The organism is Paenibacillus paludis, assembly GCF_042610515.1.
GTDB lineage: Bacteria > Bacillota > Bacilli > Paenibacillales > Paenibacillaceae > Paenibacillus_AQ.
In genome coordinates, this window is record NZ_JBGJZP010000013.1 from 62,973 (window position 1) to 83,630 (window position 20,658).

The window sequence follows — 20,658 nt, forward strand, 5'->3', positions numbered from 1 at the left end:
GAGGGCTTTCGAAGCCAGTTTTGTACGAAGAGATTCAGAGAAGTGATGCTCACAAAACTAAGCAAATGCTTTCGAAGCCAGTTTTGTACGAAGAGATTCAGAGAAGTGATGCTCACAAAACTTTAGGAGTGACGACCATTGACTTACTACTTGGGGATCGATGGGGGAGGAAGCAAAACCTATGCCCTGCTCTGCGATGAGCACGGCAATGTGCTTGGCAAGGGCAGGAGTGGCAACGGCAATCACCAGATTAGCGCTACGGAAGCCGCTGCGAGCATTCGCGAAGCCTCCTTCGCCGCACTTGCGGAAGCCGGGCTGCAGCTAGGCGATATCAAGCATGCTTATCTCGGGCTTGCCGGCGCCGACCGGAAGACGGATTATGATATCCTCCACCCGATGATACGCAGGATCGGATTTACAAATTATACACTCAGCGGCGACCCGATGATTGGACTAAGGGCGGGTACAGGCCGGCCTTACGGGGTCGCGCTGATCTGCGGCACAGGCACCAACGCCGCCGGACGCAATCCGCAGGGCCAGCATTATCAATGCGGCGGCTTCGATTATATGTACGGCGATTTCGGCGGCGGCGGCTCGCTGAATATCGAAGTGTTCCGCACCGTTATCCGCGCCTGGGACGGCCGGGAATCCCCCACCCTTCTGACTGCGCCGCTGCTGAAGCTGCTCGGCTATCAGCGGGTGGAAGATATGTACAATGACTTTCTTGATCACGGCAAGCATGTGCCACTTGACGCTGCCCGCCTGTTGTTCCCGGCGGCCGCCGAAGGAGATGCTGCGGCGCTAGCGATTCTGCAGCACCAAGGCATGGAGCTGGGCAAAGCTGCCGCAGCAGTCATTCACAAGCTGGGCATGGAGAATGACACCTTCGACGTAGTGCTTGTAGGAAGCCTGCTCACCCGGGGCGACCGCGGCTGGATCCGTGGACCTATCAGCCAGGCCGTACAAGAAGCGGCTCCTCTTGCCGCTGTAGTCACCCTATCCACTGAGCCTGTGGTCGGTGCTGTCTGGTCAGCCCTGGAAAGTGACGGCCTCACCATTACCAGCGATATTTATGAGAAGATGCGTGTGTTTCAGGATTTCGAACTTATCCCTATCACAACAGGACAGGAGTGATTTATCTTGACAGCTAAGCAAGGACTGAAAATCGCCGTTATCGGCGGAGGCTCTTCGTATACACCGGAACTGGTAGAAGGATTCATTCTGCATTACAAGGAGCTCCCGGTCCGCGAGCTCTGGCTCGTGGATATTGAACAAGGACAACGCAAGCTGAATATTGTCGGCAGTCTGGCTAAACGCATGGTCGAAAAGTCCGGCCTGCCGATTGAAGTCCATCTCACCACCGACCGCCGCAAAGCCATAGAAGGCGCGGACTTCGTCAGCACACAAATCCGTGTCGGCATGCTGGATGCCCGGGGACGCGACGAATCCATACCGCTGAAATACGGCGTTATCGGCCAGGAAACGACCGGCCCCGGCGGAATGCTGAAAGCGCTGCGCACGATCCCCGTCATCCTGGACATCTGCCGGGATATCGAAGAGCTAGCGCCTGACGCCTGGCTGCTGAATTTCACCAACCCGGCAGGAATGGTGACCGAAGCCGTACTGAGATATTCGAACGTGAAGAGCATCGGCCTCTGCAATGCCCCCATCGGGCTGATCAAGGAGGTATCGGCCAAATACAACGCCGCACCTGACCGGATCTATGCCGAATTTGTCGGCCTGAATCATCTGCACTGGATCACCCGCATTGATGTCGAAGGCGAAGACAAGCTGGATGACATGCTGGCCGACACCGCCGGCTACAGTGCAAAGAATGTGCCCGCACGGGAGTGGAATCCCGAGTTCCTGCAATCGCTGCGCGCCGTGCCCTCATATTATCTGAAATATTTCTATATGACCGATGCGATGCTTGAAGAGCAGCAGAAATCGTTCAAGGAAGGCGGAAATCGCGCCGAAGTGGTAAAGCGTGTGGAAGAAGAGCTGTTTGAGATCTACAGCAATCTGGAGCTGAAGGAGAAGCCGAAGCAGCTGGAGCAGCGCGGCGGATCCTTTTATTCCGAGGCGGCGGTGAACCTGATGCGTTCGCTGCACAACGGCACGAATGACATCCAGACCCTTAATGTCGCCAACCGCGGTATCCTTGACTTTCTTCCGGAGGATGCCAGTATTGAGGTCAACTGTGTCGTGACCAAGACCGGGCCGCTGCCGCTGCCGCTGACCAGAATTCCGCAGATGGCTAAAGGGCTCATCCATGCCGTCAAAACCTACGAGCAGCTTGCAATTGATGCCGCCGTAAGCGGTGACCGCAGCCTGGCTATCCAGGCGATGGCTCACCATCCGCTGGTCCCTTCGGTCGAGGTAGCTATCGCTATGCTTGATGAAATGCTGGAAGCGAATAAGGAGTATCTGCCCAACTTCTTCCCATCCGCAGCGGTTCCCGCTCCGGCGCAATAAGCAACTCCTCCCCTAACTCAGAAGAGACTGCTCCGCCCGCGTATGATGCAGCGGGTGAAGCAGTCTCTTCATTTTTTTAAGATGGAAGCAGGGTTTCAATGTCTATCTAGATGACCCGGTGCTTCACCCACTTCTCTCCAAGGAAACGCCGCAGGAAGATGAAGCCCCGCACGCCCCACTCGCAGTTCATCGCCAGCCATACCCCGACTATGCCCATATTAAGTACGATACCCAGGACATATCCCAGCACTACGCGGAACAGCCACATGGACAGCATCGACACCATAGAGGTGAATTTCGAGTCTCCTGCCGCTCTAAGCGCCGAAGGCGTAATGAAGCTGACCGACCACAGCGGGATCTGCGCCAGCGAATTAATCAGAAAGACAAGGAAGATATCCCCGACAATCTCGGCGGGTGGATGAAACAGTGACACCAGCGGATGGAAAAACGGAAAAATAAGCAAGGCCATCAGGACAAAGGATGCCGAAGACAACCAGAGAAACGATTTGACGAATTTCCGGGCGTCTTTTACATTCCTGCTGCCCATACATTGACCCACCACCGTAATGAGCGTCAGAGACAAGGCATTGGCGGGAATCTGCATGACCCCGGCCAAGGTAGATGAGATGGCATTCGTAGCAATCGCATAGGTGCCCAGGCTGACAATGAAGATCTGGGTCAGAATCTTCCCCCCGTTAAAAAACATCTGCTCTGCGGCAAACGGCAGGCCGATCGACATGATTCTTTTGAGCATCGTCCAGTTCAAGGCCAGCAGATCGCGGATCTTCACATGCAGGCTGCTATCCAGCCGGAACAGATAGACCAGCGCGCAGACGGCCGCCAAATATCTGGATATATTAATCGCAACGGTCATGCCGAATACACCCATATGCAGTCCGTTGATAAATACAAAGTTCAGCAGCACATAGACCAGGTTCATAATCAGCGAAAGCACCAGCGACGCCCTCGTCCTTCCGATTCCGCGCAGGGCGCCGCATACGGCTTCTACAACAGCAATGCCCAAATAGGACAAGCTGCTCCCGATCAGGTACGTTCTCGCATTGTCCATAACTTCCGGCGAAGCTGCACCGAACAGTACATTCAGCAGCGGACCGTGAAATACAATCCCGAACAGGCCGATGAAAAAGGCCATCATAGATACGGAGGATACTGCACCTGCAGTGGCCTTGGAGACCATAAGCTCGTTACCGCTCCCCTTATACTGGGCGACCACAACGGTCCCCCCTGTTGAAACTGCAATAAATACACTGATCAGAAAAATATTAAGCGAGTCTATCATATTCACAGCGCTGATCGCCGCCACACCGGACGAGCTGATCATCGCCGTATTCACTAGATTCAGACCAACTACAAATGCCTGATCAACCAGAAGAGGAATAAATAGTGAGATGATCTGGCGATAGTCAATGGATTCTCCGGAAAAATGCTTGTCGAGAAACAGGCTGCCCTGTTTCACCTTTACCTTAGGCTCTAGCATAAACTTCACTTCTTTATATTAGAATTTGGGCCTCGTAATTCTAACATATGAAGTACAGAAGTCAAGGAAGCTGCCGATTGTTGCAGCTGTTATCCTCTTATCATAGAAGGAGAGAGAGTCAGAGTGAACGTCTTATCGAACGGGGTCATAATGTTAACCAGCACCGCCTTGCAGTTGTTCTGCAGTTTCGCCTCGCGTACCGAAGTCGCCAGATGGCCCGACTCGCCCCCCGTTAGTTCAATCCAGTCCTCACTACAGGTATAACGAAGGTCGCCGCCGCTCCAGAGATAGCAGTCCTCTTCTACAGTCTGAAGCTCTCCTGAAGTGAATTTTCCTTCCTGTCCAAAGATGAAGGACAGCTGGGTCATGACCTCCCCTGGTTCTTCACTGTGCAGCCGGATTGTCCATCCTGTGTCCGTACGCTGAACCTCTGCCTCTACGCGAAACGTCTGTTCATGCGTCAGAGGACGGCTCTGGTGCGGGAGCAAATACCAGGGGCTGACCGGCGTCCCTGATGTTTGTGGAAGAAGCGCTTCAGCGACCGGGCCGTAATAGCCCTTCTTCTGCTCTCCCGCCAGGAGGTATCCTTCAGGCAGCCGGGTCATTTCCTGCATCGGCACAAATCCCGGATAAAAGTAAGAAGCCAGCTGTACGGCCAGCAGCCGCACAGCACCGTGGCGGAGCGCAAAAAAAGACGGCGTCTCCGTAATCAGCGTCACGCTGGTGTTGCCGTCCCTGTAACGGGCAACGGGCGCTCCGAAATCGGTATGCAGGCGGCTGTGGCTGATCCGGCCCTGATGGCCGGCAGCCTCTATATTCTGCAAATAGCCATGCCGCTGAAAATCGCCGTTCAGTATTTTCTCATATGTCACGGGAAGGGCCGCCGGTGCCTCAAACGGCTGCTGAAGCTCCGGCTCCAGCAGCATCCGCACCAGCACGTTGACGGAGCAGACCCCCGGATCAGCAAGCATTTGGCCTGCCCATTCAGCCATGCCTGCGAATACAGCATCGTTGTCGGAACGGGCCAGAATCGCATACGGCAAATAATAAGGAGACAGATCGTGAACGCTTCCCAGATCCTGCCGCCCGGAATAATCGGTAACGACCTCGCCTGAAGGATGGACCAGATAGACCATCATGCGCAGATTCAAGCGGACCGGCTCCAGCAGCTGCGGCCGGTCCAGCAAACGGGCGGCATGAATCAGCATGATGTCGCTGACTGCACTGTAGATACCGTTGCTCCGCTCCGTCCATTCTCCATCCGGAGTAATATCCATCCCTTCTGCCAGCCACTGATCCGCCCGCTGCACGGCCTCTTCCAGTCCAAACAGCTCATGCAGAAATCCAAGTGCTGCGCACAGCACCCAGCGGTGATTCGGAGTATGGCAGCCTCCAGTCAGCATGACGGGAATAGTCCGTTTAAGAAACAGCCGCATATTGTCCAGCACCGGCTGAAGCGGCACCCACTCCAGCCGGGCCAGCAACTGGTATAGCTGAGCATAGCCTACGATGACAAAGGCCGTATCCGGCGGAGAATGATAATTCGTCCAGCCCGGGGAGATGGAGCCATCCTTATGCTGGGCGCGCAGCACAAATTCCGCCGCCAGCCGCAGCCGGTCCAGCAGCCGTTCATCCCGGTAGTACTTGGAATCGGGATTCGCCAGTGCAGCCCCCCAATAACACATGTCGGTCGGCGTGCCGGTTGTGTGATTGACCCAGGCAACACCTGTGCCCGGATCAAGAGTCCCTCCATAATAGCGGCTCTCTTGATCAAGCACCTGCCGGGATAGTCCTTCCTCCACCGCTATGTCATTACTGTCCACCAGTTGCTTATACATTGTAATTCCCTCCAATTTAAGCATTCTGCGGCATACCTGGGCTGTGACAGCAAGTCTACAGCCGTTTCAGCTCATTTCTGATTCGTCCGGGAATTTCCGCAAACAGCTCATTCCAGGATACAACCGGCCCGCGTTCCGCTTAAATTGGCGGAGCGGCGCAGCAGCCCTTTCAAGTATTTCCCGTGAAAGCTGACCTCGACATCCGCCGTTTCTCCATTCTTGCCGATATAAACCCACACATGCTCCAGATCATAGAGATGCTGAATATCATAATCGTAATAAATGGCGTATTCCAGAACGGTTTCCACCTCAGGACGGCTCATTGCCAGACGGCGCCGGAAGGACGGAGAAACCCCGTCCTCCCGCAGCACGGTTACGCCAATGCGCACCGGGAAGAACGGCTCGTTCTGATCGAACAATAAGCGCGGCGCATACAGAGCAGCCAGCTTGCGATCCTCAGCGTTCAGCATTTGGCCTACCCTCTGCCCGCCAGCTTAGCAGCAAGCAGGCGATGGCTTTCATGGATTTCTTCTTGCCGGCAGTCCGCCTTCAGCTCGTACACCTTGACCTGCGCCCGCTCAATCATCGGCAAATATGCGTCATAGAAATCCATATTCCCGCTGTTCACATAGGGACACCAATGGTCGGAGAGGCCAATGGTTTCGTGGATATGAACGCCCACAATATCATCCATCAGTTCTTCCATTTCCCCCACGCTGTCATACAACCCCAGCCGATCCATCATAATGGCATGGCCGGTGTCATACCAGATGCCCACAGGCGCCCCCTCTAAGGCCCTTATTACTGTTTTCGCTTCCGAGAGCGTCGGAATTTGCTGCGGCTTGGAGCGTGTTTCAATGCCAAAACGGATATTTAGGCCCTTGGAAACCGCCCGGTTGCATACTTTATCCAGGCTTTCGATAATCGTCTGCACATAGCCGGCGCTGTATGCTTCCCGCCGTTCCAACAGCTCCGCCCATTTGCTGCGGTAAGCTTCCGAATTCCTGCCCTGCCCGCTGTAGAGCTGCTCCAGCTCCTTGCCGATATCATTCGGAAAAGGCACTTCGCCGGGATGTACAACAACTGCTTCACCGCCGTAGCGCTGCGCGTATTCGGCCGAACGGACCAGCAGCTCAACCGCCCGCTGCCGCTTCTCCTTCTCCTGAAAGCCGAGCAGCACAGAATCCGTGCCATAATCGGGGTCCGCAACGTGGGGGAATGTGTTATGAACACTGGATATGCCAATCTCCCCCCGCTCGATCATCGGCTCAATCGTTGTCAGCATTTCTTTAGTGACATTATAGTTCAGCTCCACCCGCCGAAATCCAAGATCGCGGATTTCCCGCAGCATCGCGCCGCCGTCATTGTGGCGCTTAATATTCCAGCAAGTTGAGAATGAGAATGCTCCTTTGTCCTCCACAACCATGTTCTCCTTTCTTTACACCTTCCGGTTCAGCCCTTGACGGCACCAAGCATAACTCCGCTGACAAAATATTTCTGCAGCCACGGATATACGGCAAGGATCGGCACTGTAGCAAAGATGACCGTTGCCGCCTTGAGGCTCTCCGGTGTCAGCGCAGTCCGGTTGGCACCTTCCATCTGGGTCAGTTCAGAAACCATATTGTTCTGCACCATCTGGAACAGCTTGAGCTGGAGCGGATAAAGATCCGGATTGTTAATATACATCAGCGAATCCTGGAAACCGTTCCACCTTCCCACCGCATAGAAGAGGGACAACGTGGCCATAACCGGCATGGACAGCGGCAGGACAATGCTCATCAGTGTGCGAAAATGGGAGCTGCCATCAATTTCGGCCGATTCCTCCAGGCTTGGCGGAATGTTATTGAAGAAGGAAATCAAAATGATCAGGTTAAAGGGACTGACCAGGCCAGGCAGAATAAGCGCCCAGACCGAATTGAGCATATGCAAATCACGGATCAGCAAATATTCAGGAATGATGCCGCCGCTGAAAAACATGGTGATGATGATAACATACATAAAAAACTTGCGGCCCTTCAGTTTGCTTTTGGTCAGCGGATAGGCTGCTGCGATAGTGAAGAGCATACACAGCACCGTGGTGGCAACCGTCAGAATAATCGTGAAAACGAGCGAGCGGATCATTGCATTGTCAGAAAATACCTTGATGTACGCATTCCAGTTCACTTCAATGGGGAAAATCGTCACTTCACCGGAAGTGATTGCCCGGTTGGAACTGAGCGACACAGCAATTACGTGCAAAAATGGAGCCAGACAGAACAGAACGAACAAGATAACACACGTAATATTGACGATATCAAATATCCGGTTTGAGGTACGTTCACTCATAGCACTCCGCCTCCTTCCTTCTTTATCATAGAATGCCGTCGCCGGTCACTTTTTTCGAAATATAGTTGGACCCGAGAATGAAGACCAGCCCCACCACCGCCTGGAACAATCCGACAACAGTAGCCAGCGTATATTGGCCGGATTCCAGACCGATCCGGTACACAAAGGTACTGAGTACATCGGAATATTCACGCACAGCTGTATTCCCGATAATGTAAGGACGGTCAAAGCCGATGCTGACCATTTTTCCGAGATTAAGGATTAGTAGAGTCACGATGGTTGGTTTAATGCTGGGAAGCGTAATATAGCGGATTTTCTTCAGCCTTGTCGCTCCATCCACTTCGGCAGCTTCAAACAGCTCCCTGTTGACACCGGTTAATGCAGCCAGATAAAGGATGGTTCCCCAACCGGCACTTTGCCAGACACCTGTGAACAGATAAGTAATCAGCCACGGATTTTTTTCCGTCAGAAACGGAATGGGGTTGAGCCCCAGACTCTCCAGCACACCGTTTATCATACCGGACTGGTTGCCGAACAATTGATAGACGATCCCCCCGATGATCACCCAGGAAATAAAGTGGGGGATGTAGAGAATGGTCTGCGATATTTTTTTGAACCATACCGACCGGATTTCATACAGCATAATCGCCAGGATGATCGGAGCCGGGAAAGAGACCAGCAAATCCAGAAAATTCAGCATAAACGTATTGCGCAGGGTACTGTAGAACTCCCTCATTCCAAAGACCTCGCGGAAGGCGTCGAAGCCGATCCACTCACTGCCGCTGATTCCCTGGAACAGATTGAAATCCTTAAAAGCAATTTGCACACCATACATAGGGCCGTAACGGAAAATCACGAAATAAATAATAGGCAGCGAAAGCAGCGCGTAAAGTTGCCAATACCGTCTAAAGTATGTCGCTTTGCTCAAGTCGGTTTCCTCCTATGGAGAAAAACCGGGTGGAGCGATATCCCACCTCCCCCCGGTTTTCACTTTATTTGTTTATTTAGCCGAAAGCTCCTTAAGGCCCTGCTCCAGTTCTTGCTTCAGCTTATCTCCGCCCAGGGACATGTAATCCTTCATTTCTTGCTCGTAAATCGATTCAAACTGCTCCGGCTTAGCCATTGCTGTCTTTACAATGATCACGGCTAGTTTGTCATTGAGTGTAGTGCCGTATTGGGATTCCGCTTCAATCGGTTTGCCGAAGACGATCGGGCCGACCGTGTCGGTGTTGGCAATCGCGATCGATTGCTTCAGCATGTCTTGGTTGCGTTCCGGGAAGCCGCTTACCCAAGCTTTTTCGTTAGTGGCCTGGTCGCCGATGTTTTTGCCGTTGGAGATAATGGCCATGTCACCGGCGTTAAACAGACGGTCGGCAAACTCCTGGGAGACATCTGCTTTGACCACCGGAATGCCGTCTACCATGTCATAGTTCTCTCCCTCAACGCCGCTGTACATATCAATCAGATTATTGCCGGAGGCCATCCAATCCAAGTATTTAACCGCTTCCACAGCACGCTCGCTGCTCTTCGGAATCATGATATACATACCGTTGGAGGCATAGCGGGATTTAATATGCTTGTTGTCAACATTGGCGTTGGTTAACACATCTACGGGAAGCACCTTGCTGCCTTCCACATTTTTGTAGAGATTATCCAAGGTACCATCGGCGTAGAACAAGACATCCACATCTTCCGACCAGTAGCCTATATTGCCGTTCTGGATATCTTTGGCGAGTTGGGTTTTATTCTCATCCAGACTGAAGTCCTTGCTGACCAGTCCTTCGTTGTACAGCTTATTCAGAAATTGCAAAGCATCCTTGAAGCCGTCGTGAAGCGGCAGCTCATAACGTTGACTGTAGGTAAGATCGCCGTTGACCGGCTTCATGAAGGAATAGATCAGCGTTTCAAACTGGGCCGGAGCCAGCGCCATGCCCATAGGGATGTTTTTGCTGCCGAGACCGCCCGGGTCCTTCTCTTTAAACGCTTTCAAAGTAGTGTACAGTTCATCAGTCGTCTTTGGCACAGGCAAGCCCAGTTTATCGAGCCAATCCTGGCGGATGTAGGAGCTGTAGCGGCCCGTGATCGCCCGTTTGCCCGGGATTGCATATTGCTTATCTTCGAGCTGGCCGAATGCCAGCGTATCCTCACCAATAAACTTTTTCAGGTTCGGACCATATTCATCGAGCAGCGCTCCGACATCGGTCAGACCGCCCTGCTGGGCGTAGCGGTAAAATACACTGGAATCATACGTAAACACGATATCGGGCACATCGGTATTGCTCGCCATCAACACATTCAGCTTCGTAACTTCCTCAGAGCGCTGAACCGGTACAAATTCGACATCAATGTTATTCGGATCACCGAACTTTTCCTGCACCAGCTTAGTTAAATAGTTGTTGGTGATCGTATGCGGTGCCGGGCTGTTGCCGCGGTCAAATACCTCCACCTTGAGGGTGACCCGCTTGGCGCTGTCCCCTTCTGCTTTCGCTCCCCCGTTTGCCGTGTTGTTTTTAGAGTCGGAGGAGCATCCGGCCAGCAGAGTTACCCCCATTACCGCAGTCAATCCGATGCCGATTGCTTTCTTCAGAACTCTTTGGTTTACGTTCACTGTCATTGTTCCATCTCCTTCGCCTTTGCAGGCTTTAATGGTGACTTTATGATCCCCGAGCCTTCAACCTGTCCGTCCCTAAGCGGAATCCATCTGAGGTGCTGCTTGGCCGCTTGTTGTTCCGGGATGCCCCCAGTATTCCATAACTTTCGGCGCTCTGACAATAAACCTGTTTCGGATATTCCCCTTGCCGCAAATTCGGACTTCCGGTTTATCGGACCAACCATTTTCGTATGATAAACCGCTTTCAAAAGTGTAAAAATAAAGACCGCATCCGTGTTTGCATGCTCCTGACGGAGGTTTGCGAGCAGGAATGCGGCCCAACTACCAAAAATGAATTCAACGTTTCACCTTCTGTACCGACAAGCAGCAGCTGCCTCTGGATGTGCCTTAAACAAAACATGCGGCCTCAAGTTCTGGAAGCTCCGCGGCCGCGCTTCAAAGAGCGGTAATCACCCGGCGTGATTCCGGCAACCCGTTTGAATACCCTTCCGAACGTAATGGCATTCGCGTAGCCCACCTGGAGCGCGATATCCTGCAGCGAATATTCCGTCTCCAGCAGCAGTTGTTCGGCTTCCTTCATCCGCAGCTCCGTTACGAAATCAACAAATTTCATTTTAAATTCCGTTTTGAACAGATAGCTGGCATATTTGCCGGATACCTGAAACCGGTCGCTTAAATGCTTCAGCGAAAGATCGGGATTGGCAAAGTTCTCTTCTATATAATTCTTCATCTCGTTGACCATGGCCCGGTAGCTTTTGGTCTCGCTGACAGAGACATAGGTGCGGAATAAATCGGTCAAATATTCAAACAGAATACTCTTCACCTCATCAATAGATTCGGCCTCTTCCAGCCCCTTCAACCGTATCGAAGTTTTCTCCGCCGACAGTTCGTCCTGCAGCTGCTCTGACATTACGGCCACTTCCCGGCTCAGCATCTGGAGCATAGCCTGAATTAGTGAGCGGATATCGTCATCCTGCAGAAAATCCTGTTCAAACGCTACAAAAATCCGCTCTAGCTGCTCCCGCCATTGGCCGCTCGACATCCGGAACTGCTTGACAAATTCGGCAATCATCTGCAGATATTTATACGTTTCAAGCAGCGGCTGGCGGGCTTCCCCGCATTCCGCCAAAGCGATGTCTTCGTGCATCAGCAGCTTGTGCTGCATTACATATTCAGCCGCTGCATAAGACTCCCGAATCGAGCCGGGACCGGCTGCAGCCGGTCCGATGCCGAAGCTGAGCGAGATGCGCAAATTCTGTTCTACCCAGGAGCGGCAATTCTCGGCGAATATGCGGATTTTTCCGGTCATCTCTTCATCGCTTCCGGTCGCCAGGAAGAGAATCGCTGCCCGCTGCGTCCCGATCCACTCCGCCCAGCCTTGAAGCTCCGCACTTCGCGCCAATTCCTGAAAAACATTCATCAGGGCAAACTTGAGCGTATTCTGGTCACCCCTTGTATAGCGGTCCTCAAATACCTGCTCATAGCGGTTAATTTCGCTGAGCACAACCGTAAAGCGCGATGAGGAGTGGGCGCCGGTGAGCGGCGACAGCTCCTCCATCCTCTGAATGACATTGTCCAGCCGCTCGCTGTTCAGCAGATCGGTGAACAGCTTGCTGCGCTGCAGCAGCAGATTCTCCCTGCTTTTTTTATCATAATCCGTCATGTTGTTGATCAGATCCTCCAGCACCCCGTCAATGAGCATCATTTCGTCAGGCCTGTCAGTCGATTGGTCCATCCTCCGGATCTGATGGCCTTCAATCCGGTTCATAATCACCTGAATCGGTTTATAATTGCGCCGGGTAACATACACCAGGTACAAAACCGCACATACCACCGTTCCAACGGCAATCGCCACCCAGAGATAGGAAATCACAGAAACCCAGCCGAACAGGTTTCCTGCCTTGATTCCGCTGGAGAACGTCCAGCCGAGCCTCTCCAGATAGAGCGTGTTCAACAGTTTGCCGCTAGCAGCACCTTCGCTGTCTGAATGAGCCTGATACACGGTCTGTCCATCGCTGCCAAGAATGGTCAGGAAGGAGAGCTGTTCGTTGACCATGCTGTCGACAAGCTGCTCAATCCCGCTCATTTTGATATTGATGACCAGCACCCCCTCCGCGCCGAAGGGAAGAGGCATCGCTTTATTGATAGTAAGCACACGTATTGGCGTACGCTGAACGAACTCAACCTTATATTCTCTGACGGGCTGCCAGCCTTCCTGCAACGCGCCGGAGGTTATGCGTCTGATCCAGCCTTCGTCTATAAATCCGGAAAGCTCCTTTAAACCAGTTTCTGTTAAAACGCTTTCATTTATCTTGTCGTACAGATAGATCGATTGAATGTAGGCAGATTCATGGGTCAGGTTGCGGAGGCTCTGGGCAACAGCATAGATTGCCCCCGTATCCGCCTGACCTTGGTTATTAAAATATCGCTTGTAAGCATCACTGCGTTCAACAGCCTCCAGCACCGACATTTGGACCTCTTTGATACTCCGGTCCACATTATCCATGAGATAGCTGGCAGAGATGCGGTCCGCTTTCTTGGTTTCCATCCGGGAAATGTCATTGATAAACACAAACGAGGCAAAAATCAGGATCGTCACGGTAAGCAAAAAGATAGGAAAATAGGATAGCAGCAATCGGCGATACCAGGTACGGAACAATAGACAACCCCCTCCACAACCGTTAGGATACCAGAACGCAGTTCGGCCGCTCGTGTGCACGCAGCTCCTAATACTTGGATGCGCTTTCATAGACGGAGTATCCGCCCGAATTGCTGCCATTATAGCACATGCGCTCAAGGCCCGGCCAACAAGGCAAATAATGGATTAATCAAAGTCTTTTCTCCCATATTCGCTGCATCATGACCTTCCACACATCAAGCTTAGCGTGTGCCAATGCACCGACAGAAGAACACACTCTCCTATGGAATGAAAAAGGCGGGGTGCGCACAGCCGCAGCCGCGCAACCCCGCATACACATCCGCCTGGGCAGCTGCCGAACATAGGCTAGCTGCTGTCCAAGCGGTTTACAAACCGCTGATTTCTCTGATGTAGCGGCGCGCCTTCATCGCATATTCAAGAGGATCAGCAAGCGCCGGGTCCTGCTCCGCTTCCACCACAAACCATCCCGTATAGGAGGACGCGGCCAATTCGGCAAAGATCTCAGCAAACGCGATGCACCCGTCGCCGGGTACGGTGAACGCTCCCTCCTTTACAGCCTGCAGGAAACTGAGCTGCTCCCGCAGGACACGCCGGGTAATTTCCGGGCGGATATCCTTCAAATGCACATGTTTAATCCGCGGCAGATGGGCACGCAGCACCTCCAAGGGATTCTCGCCGGCAAAGGCCAGATGGCCGGTATCGAACAGCAGGGAGACCTCACCGGGTTCCGTGAGTTCCATCAGCCTAGCAATCTCGGCCCCCGTCTGCACCCCCGTCCCCATGTGATGGTGATATACAAGTGTCATATCCTTGTCTGCGGCCAGTCGGCCCAGCCCGCCCAGGCCTTCCGCGAGTGCCGCCCACTCCGCTTCCGTGAACACAGGCTTGCCGGCGAACAGCGGCGTATCCATTTGCCCTTGAATGCTCCGCCCCTGCTCGGAAACGACAATCACTTTGGCTCCCATCTCATGCAGAAAATCACGGTGCGCGCAAAAGGCTTCTGCGGTCTCCTCATAAGGGCGCACAGTCAGGTACGCACTGAACCAGGCGCTGGCAATCTGAAGTCCGCGAAGCTCCAGCGCCCGGTGCAGCCGGTCCGGAGAACGCGGATACTTATTGCCCACCTCGCTTCCCTGATATCCGGCAAGCGCCATCTCGCTGATGCACTGCTCAAAGGTATTGTCCCGTCCCAGTTCAGGCATATCGTCATTGGTCCAGGCGATGGGAGCAATCGCAAGCCGGACCGCATGTTCTTTGAACATCATCGATTCTACCCCTTCCATTTTCACTAATAGCTCTGTCAATAGCTGCGCGCCTTATCCAGCTGTCCGAGCTTTTGCCCGTAAGCGGCCTGCACGGCTTCGCTGCCGGACACTTCCGGTACACCAACATGCCACCAGGCTCCGTAGCCATGTGTCATTGTCTTGGGCAGTACCTTGATATCGATCAGCGTGGAGCGCTCCTGCCCCCGGGCTGCGTCCAAAGCGCTGCGCAGCTGCCCGGTCGTCACGGCACGAAAGGTCTTGACCCCATAGCCCGCGGCGCTGGCCGCATAGTCGATGTGCATCAGTTCGCCACTCAGCTGGCCGTCCGGGCCGCGATGGCGGAATTCAGTCGCCATGCTGTCCAATCCTTGTTCCATCTGCAGATTGTTGATGCAGCCAAACCCCGCATTGTCGAGCAGGATGACATTGATCTTCTTATTCTCCTGAAGGCTGGTTACCAGTTCCGAATGCAGCATCTGATAGCTGCCGTCGCCGACCAGGGCGTATACCTCCCGCTCGGGTTCAGCCAATTTCACGCCAAGCGCCCCGGAAATTTCATATCCCATACACGAAAAGCCGTATTCCATATGGTAAGTATCAGCCACCGCAGAATTCCACATCCGCTGCATGTCGCCCGGCAGGCTGCCTGCCGCTCCGATGACGATAGCGTCTTCCGGGAGATATTCATTGAGTATCCCAAGTACCTGTGTTTGCGTCAGCGAAGTATTCAGCTTTGCCGCATACTCGGGGAGCTTCTCATCCAGATGTCCGGCAATTTCCGGCACAAAAAAACCTGCCGGGCGGTCTGCCGCCTCTTTCATAGCTCCCTCCTTCACGGAATACTCCACGCCAGCCAGACGCTTTCGCTCCTCTGCCCATGCCCTCTTTGCCTCTATGATCTCGTCCGTATAGGCAGAGCGGTAACCGCGCTCTTCCAACGCTGCAGATAACGCCTTCAAACCTTCGGCAGCATCGCAGACTACGGCAAGCGCATCCAGCTTGGCGGCATGATAGGGAGAGGCGTTGATCGTCAGAAACTCCACCTCAGGATGAGCGAACAGGCTCTTCGAGCCTGTGGTGAAATCCGTGAACCGGGTGCCGACACCGATCACCAGATCCGCAGCTTGAGCCAGCGTATTGGCGCAGCCATTGCCAGTGACGCCTATGCCGCCGAGATTGTAGGCGCAGTCGCTTGCCACCGCACTTTTTCCGGCTTGCGTCTCACCGAACGGGATGGCAAATTTCTCCGCGAAAGCGCGCAAGTCTGCTCCGGCATCCCCATACCGGACTCCGCCTCCGCAGACCAGCAAAGGCCGCTGTTTACCGGCAATAAGCCCGGCTGCCGCTTCGATTTCATCCGGGCGGGCAAGACGGGAGGCGATCCTGTGGATACGCTTGCGGAAGAAATCAAGCGGATAGTCCCAGGCTTCTCCTTGTACATCCTGCGGCAGTGCGATCGTAACCGCCCCGGTGTCGGCTTGATCGGTCAGCACCCGCATGGCGTTCAGCAGTGCTGTCATCAGCTGCTCCGGCCGGTAAATCCGGTCCCAATATTTGCTCACCGCCTTGAAGGCATCATTGACTGTGATCGACAGATTGTAGGTATGCTCCATCTGCTGCAGCACCGGATCGGGTTGACGGGTGGCAAAGGTGTCGCCGGGCAGCAGCAGGACGGGAATCTGATTCGCCGTCGCCGTCGCGGCAGCCGTCAGCATATTGGCCGAACCCGGCCCAACGGAAGCGGTACAAGCCATAATCCGCCGCCTGCGGCTCTGCTTGGCGAATGCGGTCGCCGCATGAACCATTCCCTGCTCGTTCCTTCCCTGGTAGACCGTCAGTTCACCCGGTGATTCCTGCAGCGCCTGCCCCAAGCCGAGTACATTGCCGTGGCCGAAAACTGTGAATATGCCGTGTACGAACCGCTCCGGCCCGCCGCCAAAATCCACATATTGCTGATCCAAAAATTTCACCAGCGCCTGCGCCGTCGTTAATCTGATTCGTGTCACATGAATTTCCTCCTTTCGCCCTTTTGTTACTGCCAGCGGGCAGTGACGACTTTCTTGCGTGTGTAAAATTCAACCCCGTCGCTTCCGTTCGCATGGAGATCACCGTAGAAGGAATCCTTCCAGCCAGAGAAAGGGAAAAAGGCCATCGGTGCCGGCACCCCGACATTGACACCAAGCATGCCTGACTCGATATGCTCGCGGAAATAACGCACTTTCCCGCCGTCATTCGTAAAAATACAGGCCCCATTGGCAAAACGCGAGGCATTGGCGATTTCAACCGCCTCTTCCACATCCTTGACCCGGATTACCGACAGGACAGGCGCGAAGATTTCCTCCTGCCAGATTTTCATGGCCCTGGTCACCCCGTCAAACACCGTCGGGCCGATAAAATAACCCGGTCCTTGCACAGCAGCGTCTTCCCGGCCGTCCCTGAGCAAATTCGCCCCCTCAGCCATTCCCTGTTCAATATAGACGGCCGTTTTGTCCTTATGACTTTGGCGGATGACCGGTCCAAGAAACGTATCTTCGTCCAGTCCATTACCAATGGTCATCCGGTCGCATTCGCGCAGCAGGATCGAAATCAGCTCATCAGCGGCCTCTTCCTGCACCGTTACCACAGAGCAAGCCATACAGCGCTCCCCGGCAGAGCCAAAAGCTGCGTTAACAATTTGCGTTGCGGAAGCTTCGAGGTTCGCGTCTGCCAGCACGATAGAATGATTCTTCGCCCCAGCCAGTGCCTGAACCCGCTTCAAATGCGCTGTTCCCTTTTTGTAGACATACTCGGCCACCGGCTGTGAGCCGACAAAGGAAATCGCCTTGACATCGGGATGCTCCAGCAGGCCGTTCACCACCTCATGTGCACCGTTTACCACATTGAGTACGCCCTTCGGCAGTCCGGCTTCCTCCAGCAGTTCGGCCAGACGCGCCGCCAGCAGCGGCGTGCGTTCGGAGGGCTTCAGCACAAAGGTGTTCCCACAGGCAATGGCCAGCGGGAACATCCAGCAGGGCACCATCATCGGAAAATTAAACGGAGTGATGCCGCCGACCACACCGATAGGATAGCGGTACATGCCGGACTCGATGCCTGTCGCGATATCCGGCAGCTGCCGGCCCATCATCAGCGTTGGCGCACCAGCCGCAAACTCCACACACTCGATACCGCGCTGCACCTCGCCGTAAGCCTCTTTGAAGCTTTTTCCATTCTCCAGCGTAATGGTCTGAGCCAGTTCATCCCAATTCTCCACCAAAAGCTGCTGATATTTGAATAAGATCCGCGCTCTACGCGGCACCGGCGTTTTGGACCAGTCTGCAAAAGCCGCTTTTGCCGCTGCCACAGCCCGGTCAACATCGGCTCTGCCGGAAAGCGGAACTCTGGCCAGCTCCTCACCAGTGGCCGGATTATACACCGGCTCCGTCAGCTTCGTATCTGCCTCTACCCATTGCCCGTCAATATAGTTGTTCAGCACTTGCACGCTTTGCTGTGCCATCCTGCCCACTCCTTCGTCTCTAGTGATGTGATGCTGCTAATGTATTGCTGCATAGCTGTGCGGTCTGAGTTTAGTTTGTGTTCTCAAGCTTCTGCTGTTCTGCTTACTCTGCACCTGCAGTGATTTCCTCGTTAGATAATAAGAACGCTTCCAATTCACCCAAGGTTGGCATCGCGTCTGAGCAGCTATGCCGTGAGATGACGATCGAGGCTGAGGCGCTGCCGCGGCGCATGGCCTCGCTGACGCTTTCGCCGCGCATCAGACTGTGGATGAAGGCCGAGGCATAAGAATCTCCGGCTCCGAACGTCTTCAGCACCTTGGCAGGAAAAATGCCGCTCCGGTGCGTCTGCCCGTCTGCTGTGTAGGAGATGGAGCCGCTCCCGCCATGTTTGATGACGACCAGCTTCGCTTGATGCGAGAACCAGCGGCTGGCCGTTGCCTCATCGTCTGCGCCTGTCACATTGTACAAGCTCTCCATCATATTGAATTCCTCGCGGGTACCGATGATGCAGTCGCATTTCTCTGCGGCCAGATTATAGTAGACAGCCGTTTCTGCTGCCGATTTCCAGGTGTAAGGGCGGTAATCCAGATCAAAAAATACGGTGACGTTATGCTTGCGGGCAAATTCCAGCGCCAGAAACACCGCCTCACGGGAGGGGCTCTGCGCCAGTGCGGTGCCTGAGATCAACAGCGCTTTGGACTTCCCGATATATTCTTCCGAAATCTCCTCTGTGTTCAGCAGCAAATCCGCTGCATGGTCCCGGTACATCAGAATGCTGCATTCCTGGGGGCTTTTGATTTCTGTAAAAGCAAGCCCTGTCACCGCACCGGTCCGGTCAACCGTCACCTGGCTGTCGTCAATGCCATTGTTCTGCAGATAGGTCCGGATGAAACGGCCCATTTGGTCATCGGCAATTTTGCCGATGAAACCGGTGCGCATCCCTAACCGCGCCGTACCGATCACGATATTAGCAGGAGAGCCTCCGACATATTTGGTAAAGGTCATTGTCTCTTCCATAGGTCTTCCGGTTTCATTGGCGTTCAAATCAATACAGAGCCGGCCGACGGCGATTAAATCCAGCAGCCGGGCGGGATCAAACTGTAAACCGTTCATAGTGACGCCTCCTTGAAAAAAACTTCAGAGAAAAGAATGAATAAGAAAGATGGAGTAAAATGGATGGGACGAACAGGGATCAATTAAAAATCATTAAAAAACAAACATAAATCACCGGGAGGAGGGTAAGCGCTTAACCTAATTTTCTCCTTTAGTATAGTTTAGAAGCTCCGGTTTGGCAATCCTGAATTTGAAAGCGATACCATGTCCCAAGCCTATGGGCCGGTAAAGAAGCGAAAAAACAAAGCGGGAACCCCGAAAACATACAAAAAAAGACCTCTCCTCCGCCGCAAAGCAGGGGGACAGGTCTTCAGATAGGATTGGGCTTTTTCTCAGGTTGCAGCGGCTATTTCTTCTTAACGCGGGGCCGGACCCGTGGAATGACGGACAACGAGTTCCGGCATCAGCATGATCTTGCGCTTGGGACTCTCCGGATTGCCGATGGATTCGTTCAGCAGAATCATGGCCTGCTCCGTCATCTCGCGCAGGGGCTGGGCGATGCTGGTCAAGGAGGGATGACAAATCTCAGCCAGCATTGTATTGTCAAAGCCCACTACAGACAGATCGCGGGGAATGGACAAGCCTGCGCCGCGTGCCTCCTTCAATACCCCGATCGCCAGCAGATCGTTGCAGGCAAATATCGCTGTCGGCCGGTGCTCGGCCGCCTGGTCCAGCATCGCCGCTGCCGCTTTGCGGCCATTCTCCAGTGTGGCCGAAGTATGTGTCATATTGGCCGGATTGTCGAAGGGAATACCTGCCGCCTTCAACGCATCAAGGAAGCCTTCCGCGCGCAGCTTGCTCCCCGGCAAATTGTCGGAGATGATGCCCAGCCTGCGATGTCCCAGGGACAGCAAATATTCCGTCGCCTGATAGCCTCCCTTATAGTCATCCACCGTGACACTGTTGCTCTCCATCATCCGGATATCGGCCGAGAACAGCACGAACGGCACATGATCGGCCAGCAGACGGCGGATCAGATCGGGATTACCGGGATGAGAAGCAATGATCAGGCCATCCACCCGTTTGCGCAAGAGCAGCGAGATATATCTGGCCGCCTTCTCATCGCTGCGGTCCGTACTGCACACGATTAAGTCGCTCCCCTGTTCCTGGGCATAATCCTCAATGCCGCGGGCTGTCTCGGCAAAAAAGGGATTGGCGATATCGGGAATCATCAGCCCGATCGTTCCCGTCCGGCGGCTCGTCAGCGCAGAGGCCACCAGGCTCGGCTGGTAATTCAGCTCCTCCATGATCCGGTGGACCTTCTCCCGTGTCTTATCGCTGATCCGCCCGCTCTTGTTCAATACCTTGGACACCGTAGCGATTGAGACTCCCGCTTCCCGTGCCACATCATATATCGTAGGTTTCATCGTTAGTTAGCCC

At 54.0% G+C, this 20,658-nt stretch carries 15 protein-coding genes; 2 read left to right on the forward strand and 13 right to left on the reverse strand.

The window, feature by feature from the left end; translation table 11 throughout:
• Nucleotides 1-138 precede the first annotated feature (138 nt).
• Nucleotides 139-1,134: an N-acetylglucosamine kinase gene (locus ACAN56_RS22640; RefSeq protein ID WP_379145831.1), complete on the forward strand. Its 996-nt coding sequence runs from the start codon at nucleotides 139-141 to the stop codon at nucleotides 1,132-1,134.
• 6 nt (nucleotides 1,135-1,140) lie between these two features.
• A complete protein-coding gene (locus tag ACAN56_RS22645; RefSeq protein ID WP_038584805.1) occupies nucleotides 1,141-2,475 on the forward strand; it encodes a 6-phospho-beta-glucosidase in 1,335 nt (444 codons plus the stop codon).
• Between the two features lie 106 nt (nucleotides 2,476-2,581).
• On the opposite strand, the gene ACAN56_RS22650 is transcribed toward ACAN56_RS22645, so the two are convergent.
• The 13 genes from ACAN56_RS22650 to ACAN56_RS22710 all read right to left on the reverse strand — a co-directional run bounded on the left by ACAN56_RS22650 (nucleotide 2,582) and on the right by ACAN56_RS22710 (nucleotide 20,645).
• Nucleotides 2,582-3,973: an MATE family efflux transporter gene (locus ACAN56_RS22650; protein ID WP_038584802.1), complete on the reverse strand. Its 1,392-nt coding sequence runs from the start codon at nucleotides 3,971-3,973 to the stop codon at nucleotides 2,582-2,584.
• 89 nt (nucleotides 3,974-4,062) lie between these two features.
• A complete protein-coding gene (locus ACAN56_RS22655; protein ID WP_379145833.1) occupies nucleotides 4,063-5,811 on the reverse strand; it encodes a hypothetical protein in 1,749 nt (582 codons plus the stop codon).
• 107 nt (nucleotides 5,812-5,918) lie between these two features.
• Nucleotides 5,919-6,281, reverse strand: a complete 363-nt coding sequence (locus ACAN56_RS22660) for a hypothetical protein (RefSeq protein ID WP_379145834.1) — start codon at nucleotides 6,279-6,281, stop codon at nucleotides 5,919-5,921.
• A 5-nt stretch (nucleotides 6,282-6,286) separates the two neighbouring features.
• The gene (locus ACAN56_RS22665; protein WP_379145835.1) at nucleotides 6,287-7,237 is read right to left on the reverse strand and encodes a sugar phosphate isomerase/epimerase family protein; all 951 of its coding nucleotides are present in this window, start codon (nucleotides 7,235-7,237) and stop codon (nucleotides 6,287-6,289) included.
• Between the two features lie 26 nt (nucleotides 7,238-7,263).
• Entirely contained in the window at nucleotides 7,264-8,136 is an 873-nt protein-coding gene (locus ACAN56_RS22670; RefSeq protein ID WP_340895433.1) for a carbohydrate ABC transporter permease, read from the reverse strand.
• 25 nt (nucleotides 8,137-8,161) lie between these two features.
• Nucleotides 8,162-9,064, reverse strand: coding sequence for an ABC transporter permease (locus tag ACAN56_RS22675; protein ID WP_379145836.1), 903 nt, complete (start codon nucleotides 9,062-9,064; stop codon nucleotides 8,162-8,164).
• Nucleotides 9,065-9,136: 72 nt separating this feature from the next.
• The gene (locus tag ACAN56_RS22680) at nucleotides 9,137-10,750 is read right to left on the reverse strand and encodes an extracellular solute-binding protein (protein WP_379145837.1); all 1,614 of its coding nucleotides are present in this window, start codon (nucleotides 10,748-10,750) and stop codon (nucleotides 9,137-9,139) included.
• Between the two features lie 403 nt (nucleotides 10,751-11,153).
• Nucleotides 11,154-13,406, reverse strand: coding sequence for a helix-turn-helix domain-containing protein (locus ACAN56_RS22685; RefSeq protein WP_379145838.1), 2,253 nt, complete (start codon nucleotides 13,404-13,406; stop codon nucleotides 11,154-11,156).
• Nucleotides 13,407-13,771: 365 nt separating this feature from the next.
• A complete protein-coding gene (iolE, locus tag ACAN56_RS22690) occupies nucleotides 13,772-14,668 on the reverse strand; it encodes a myo-inosose-2 dehydratase (RefSeq protein WP_379145918.1) in 897 nt (298 codons plus the stop codon).
• A gap of 38 nt (nucleotides 14,669-14,706) precedes the next feature.
• Entirely contained in the window at nucleotides 14,707-16,677 is a 1,971-nt protein-coding gene (iolD, locus tag ACAN56_RS22695; RefSeq protein WP_379145839.1) for a 3D-(3,5/4)-trihydroxycyclohexane-1,2-dione acylhydrolase (decyclizing), read from the reverse strand.
• A gap of 26 nt (nucleotides 16,678-16,703) precedes the next feature.
• Nucleotides 16,704-18,164 (reverse strand): CoA-acylating methylmalonate-semialdehyde dehydrogenase, encoded by a 1,461-nt coding sequence (locus ACAN56_RS22700; protein WP_379145840.1) that lies wholly within the window; start codon nucleotides 18,162-18,164, stop codon nucleotides 16,704-16,706.
• A gap of 103 nt (nucleotides 18,165-18,267) precedes the next feature.
• The gene (gene iolC, locus ACAN56_RS22705) at nucleotides 18,268-19,278 is read right to left on the reverse strand and encodes a 5-dehydro-2-deoxygluconokinase (RefSeq protein WP_379145841.1); all 1,011 of its coding nucleotides are present in this window, start codon (nucleotides 19,276-19,278) and stop codon (nucleotides 18,268-18,270) included.
• A 356-nt stretch (nucleotides 19,279-19,634) separates the two neighbouring features.
• Nucleotides 19,635-20,645, reverse strand: a complete 1,011-nt coding sequence (locus ACAN56_RS22710) for a LacI family DNA-binding transcriptional regulator (RefSeq protein WP_379145842.1) — start codon at nucleotides 20,643-20,645, stop codon at nucleotides 19,635-19,637.
• Nucleotides 20,646-20,658: the final 13 nt, after the last annotated feature.

Excerpts from the sequence above, each read along its gene's own strand:
- iolC (WP_379145841.1), bottom strand. The coding sequence starts at position 19,278 with ATGAACGGTTTACAGTTTGATCCCGCCCGGCTGCTGGATTTAATCGCC.
- ACAN56_RS22680 (WP_379145837.1), bottom strand. The coding sequence starts at position 10,750 with ATGACAGTGAACGTAAACCAAAGAGTTCTGAAGAAAGCAATCGGCATC.
- ACAN56_RS22650 (WP_038584802.1), bottom strand. The coding sequence starts at position 3,973 with ATGCTAGAGCCTAAGGTAAAGGTGAAACAGGGCAGCCTGTTTCTCGAC.
- ACAN56_RS22710 (WP_379145842.1), bottom strand. The coding sequence starts at position 20,645 with ATGAAACCTACGATATATGATGTGGCACGGGAAGCGGGAGTCTCAATC.
- ACAN56_RS22660 (WP_379145834.1), bottom strand. The coding sequence starts at position 6,281 with ATGCTGAACGCTGAGGATCGCAAGCTGGCTGCTCTGTATGCGCCGCGC.
- ACAN56_RS22670 (WP_340895433.1), bottom strand. The coding sequence starts at position 8,136 with ATGAGTGAACGTACCTCAAACCGGATATTTGATATCGTCAATATTACG.
- ACAN56_RS22665 (WP_379145835.1), bottom strand. The coding sequence starts at position 7,237 with ATGGTTGTGGAGGACAAAGGAGCATTCTCATTCTCAACTTGCTGGAAT.
- ACAN56_RS22655 (WP_379145833.1), bottom strand. The coding sequence starts at position 5,811 with ATGTATAAGCAACTGGTGGACAGTAATGACATAGCGGTGGAGGAAGGA.
- iolE (WP_379145918.1), bottom strand. The coding sequence starts at position 14,668 with ATGTTCAAAGAACATGCGGTCCGGCTTGCGATTGCTCCCATCGCCTGG.
- ACAN56_RS22700 (WP_379145840.1), bottom strand. The coding sequence starts at position 18,164 with ATGGCACAGCAAAGCGTGCAAGTGCTGAACAACTATATTGACGGGCAA.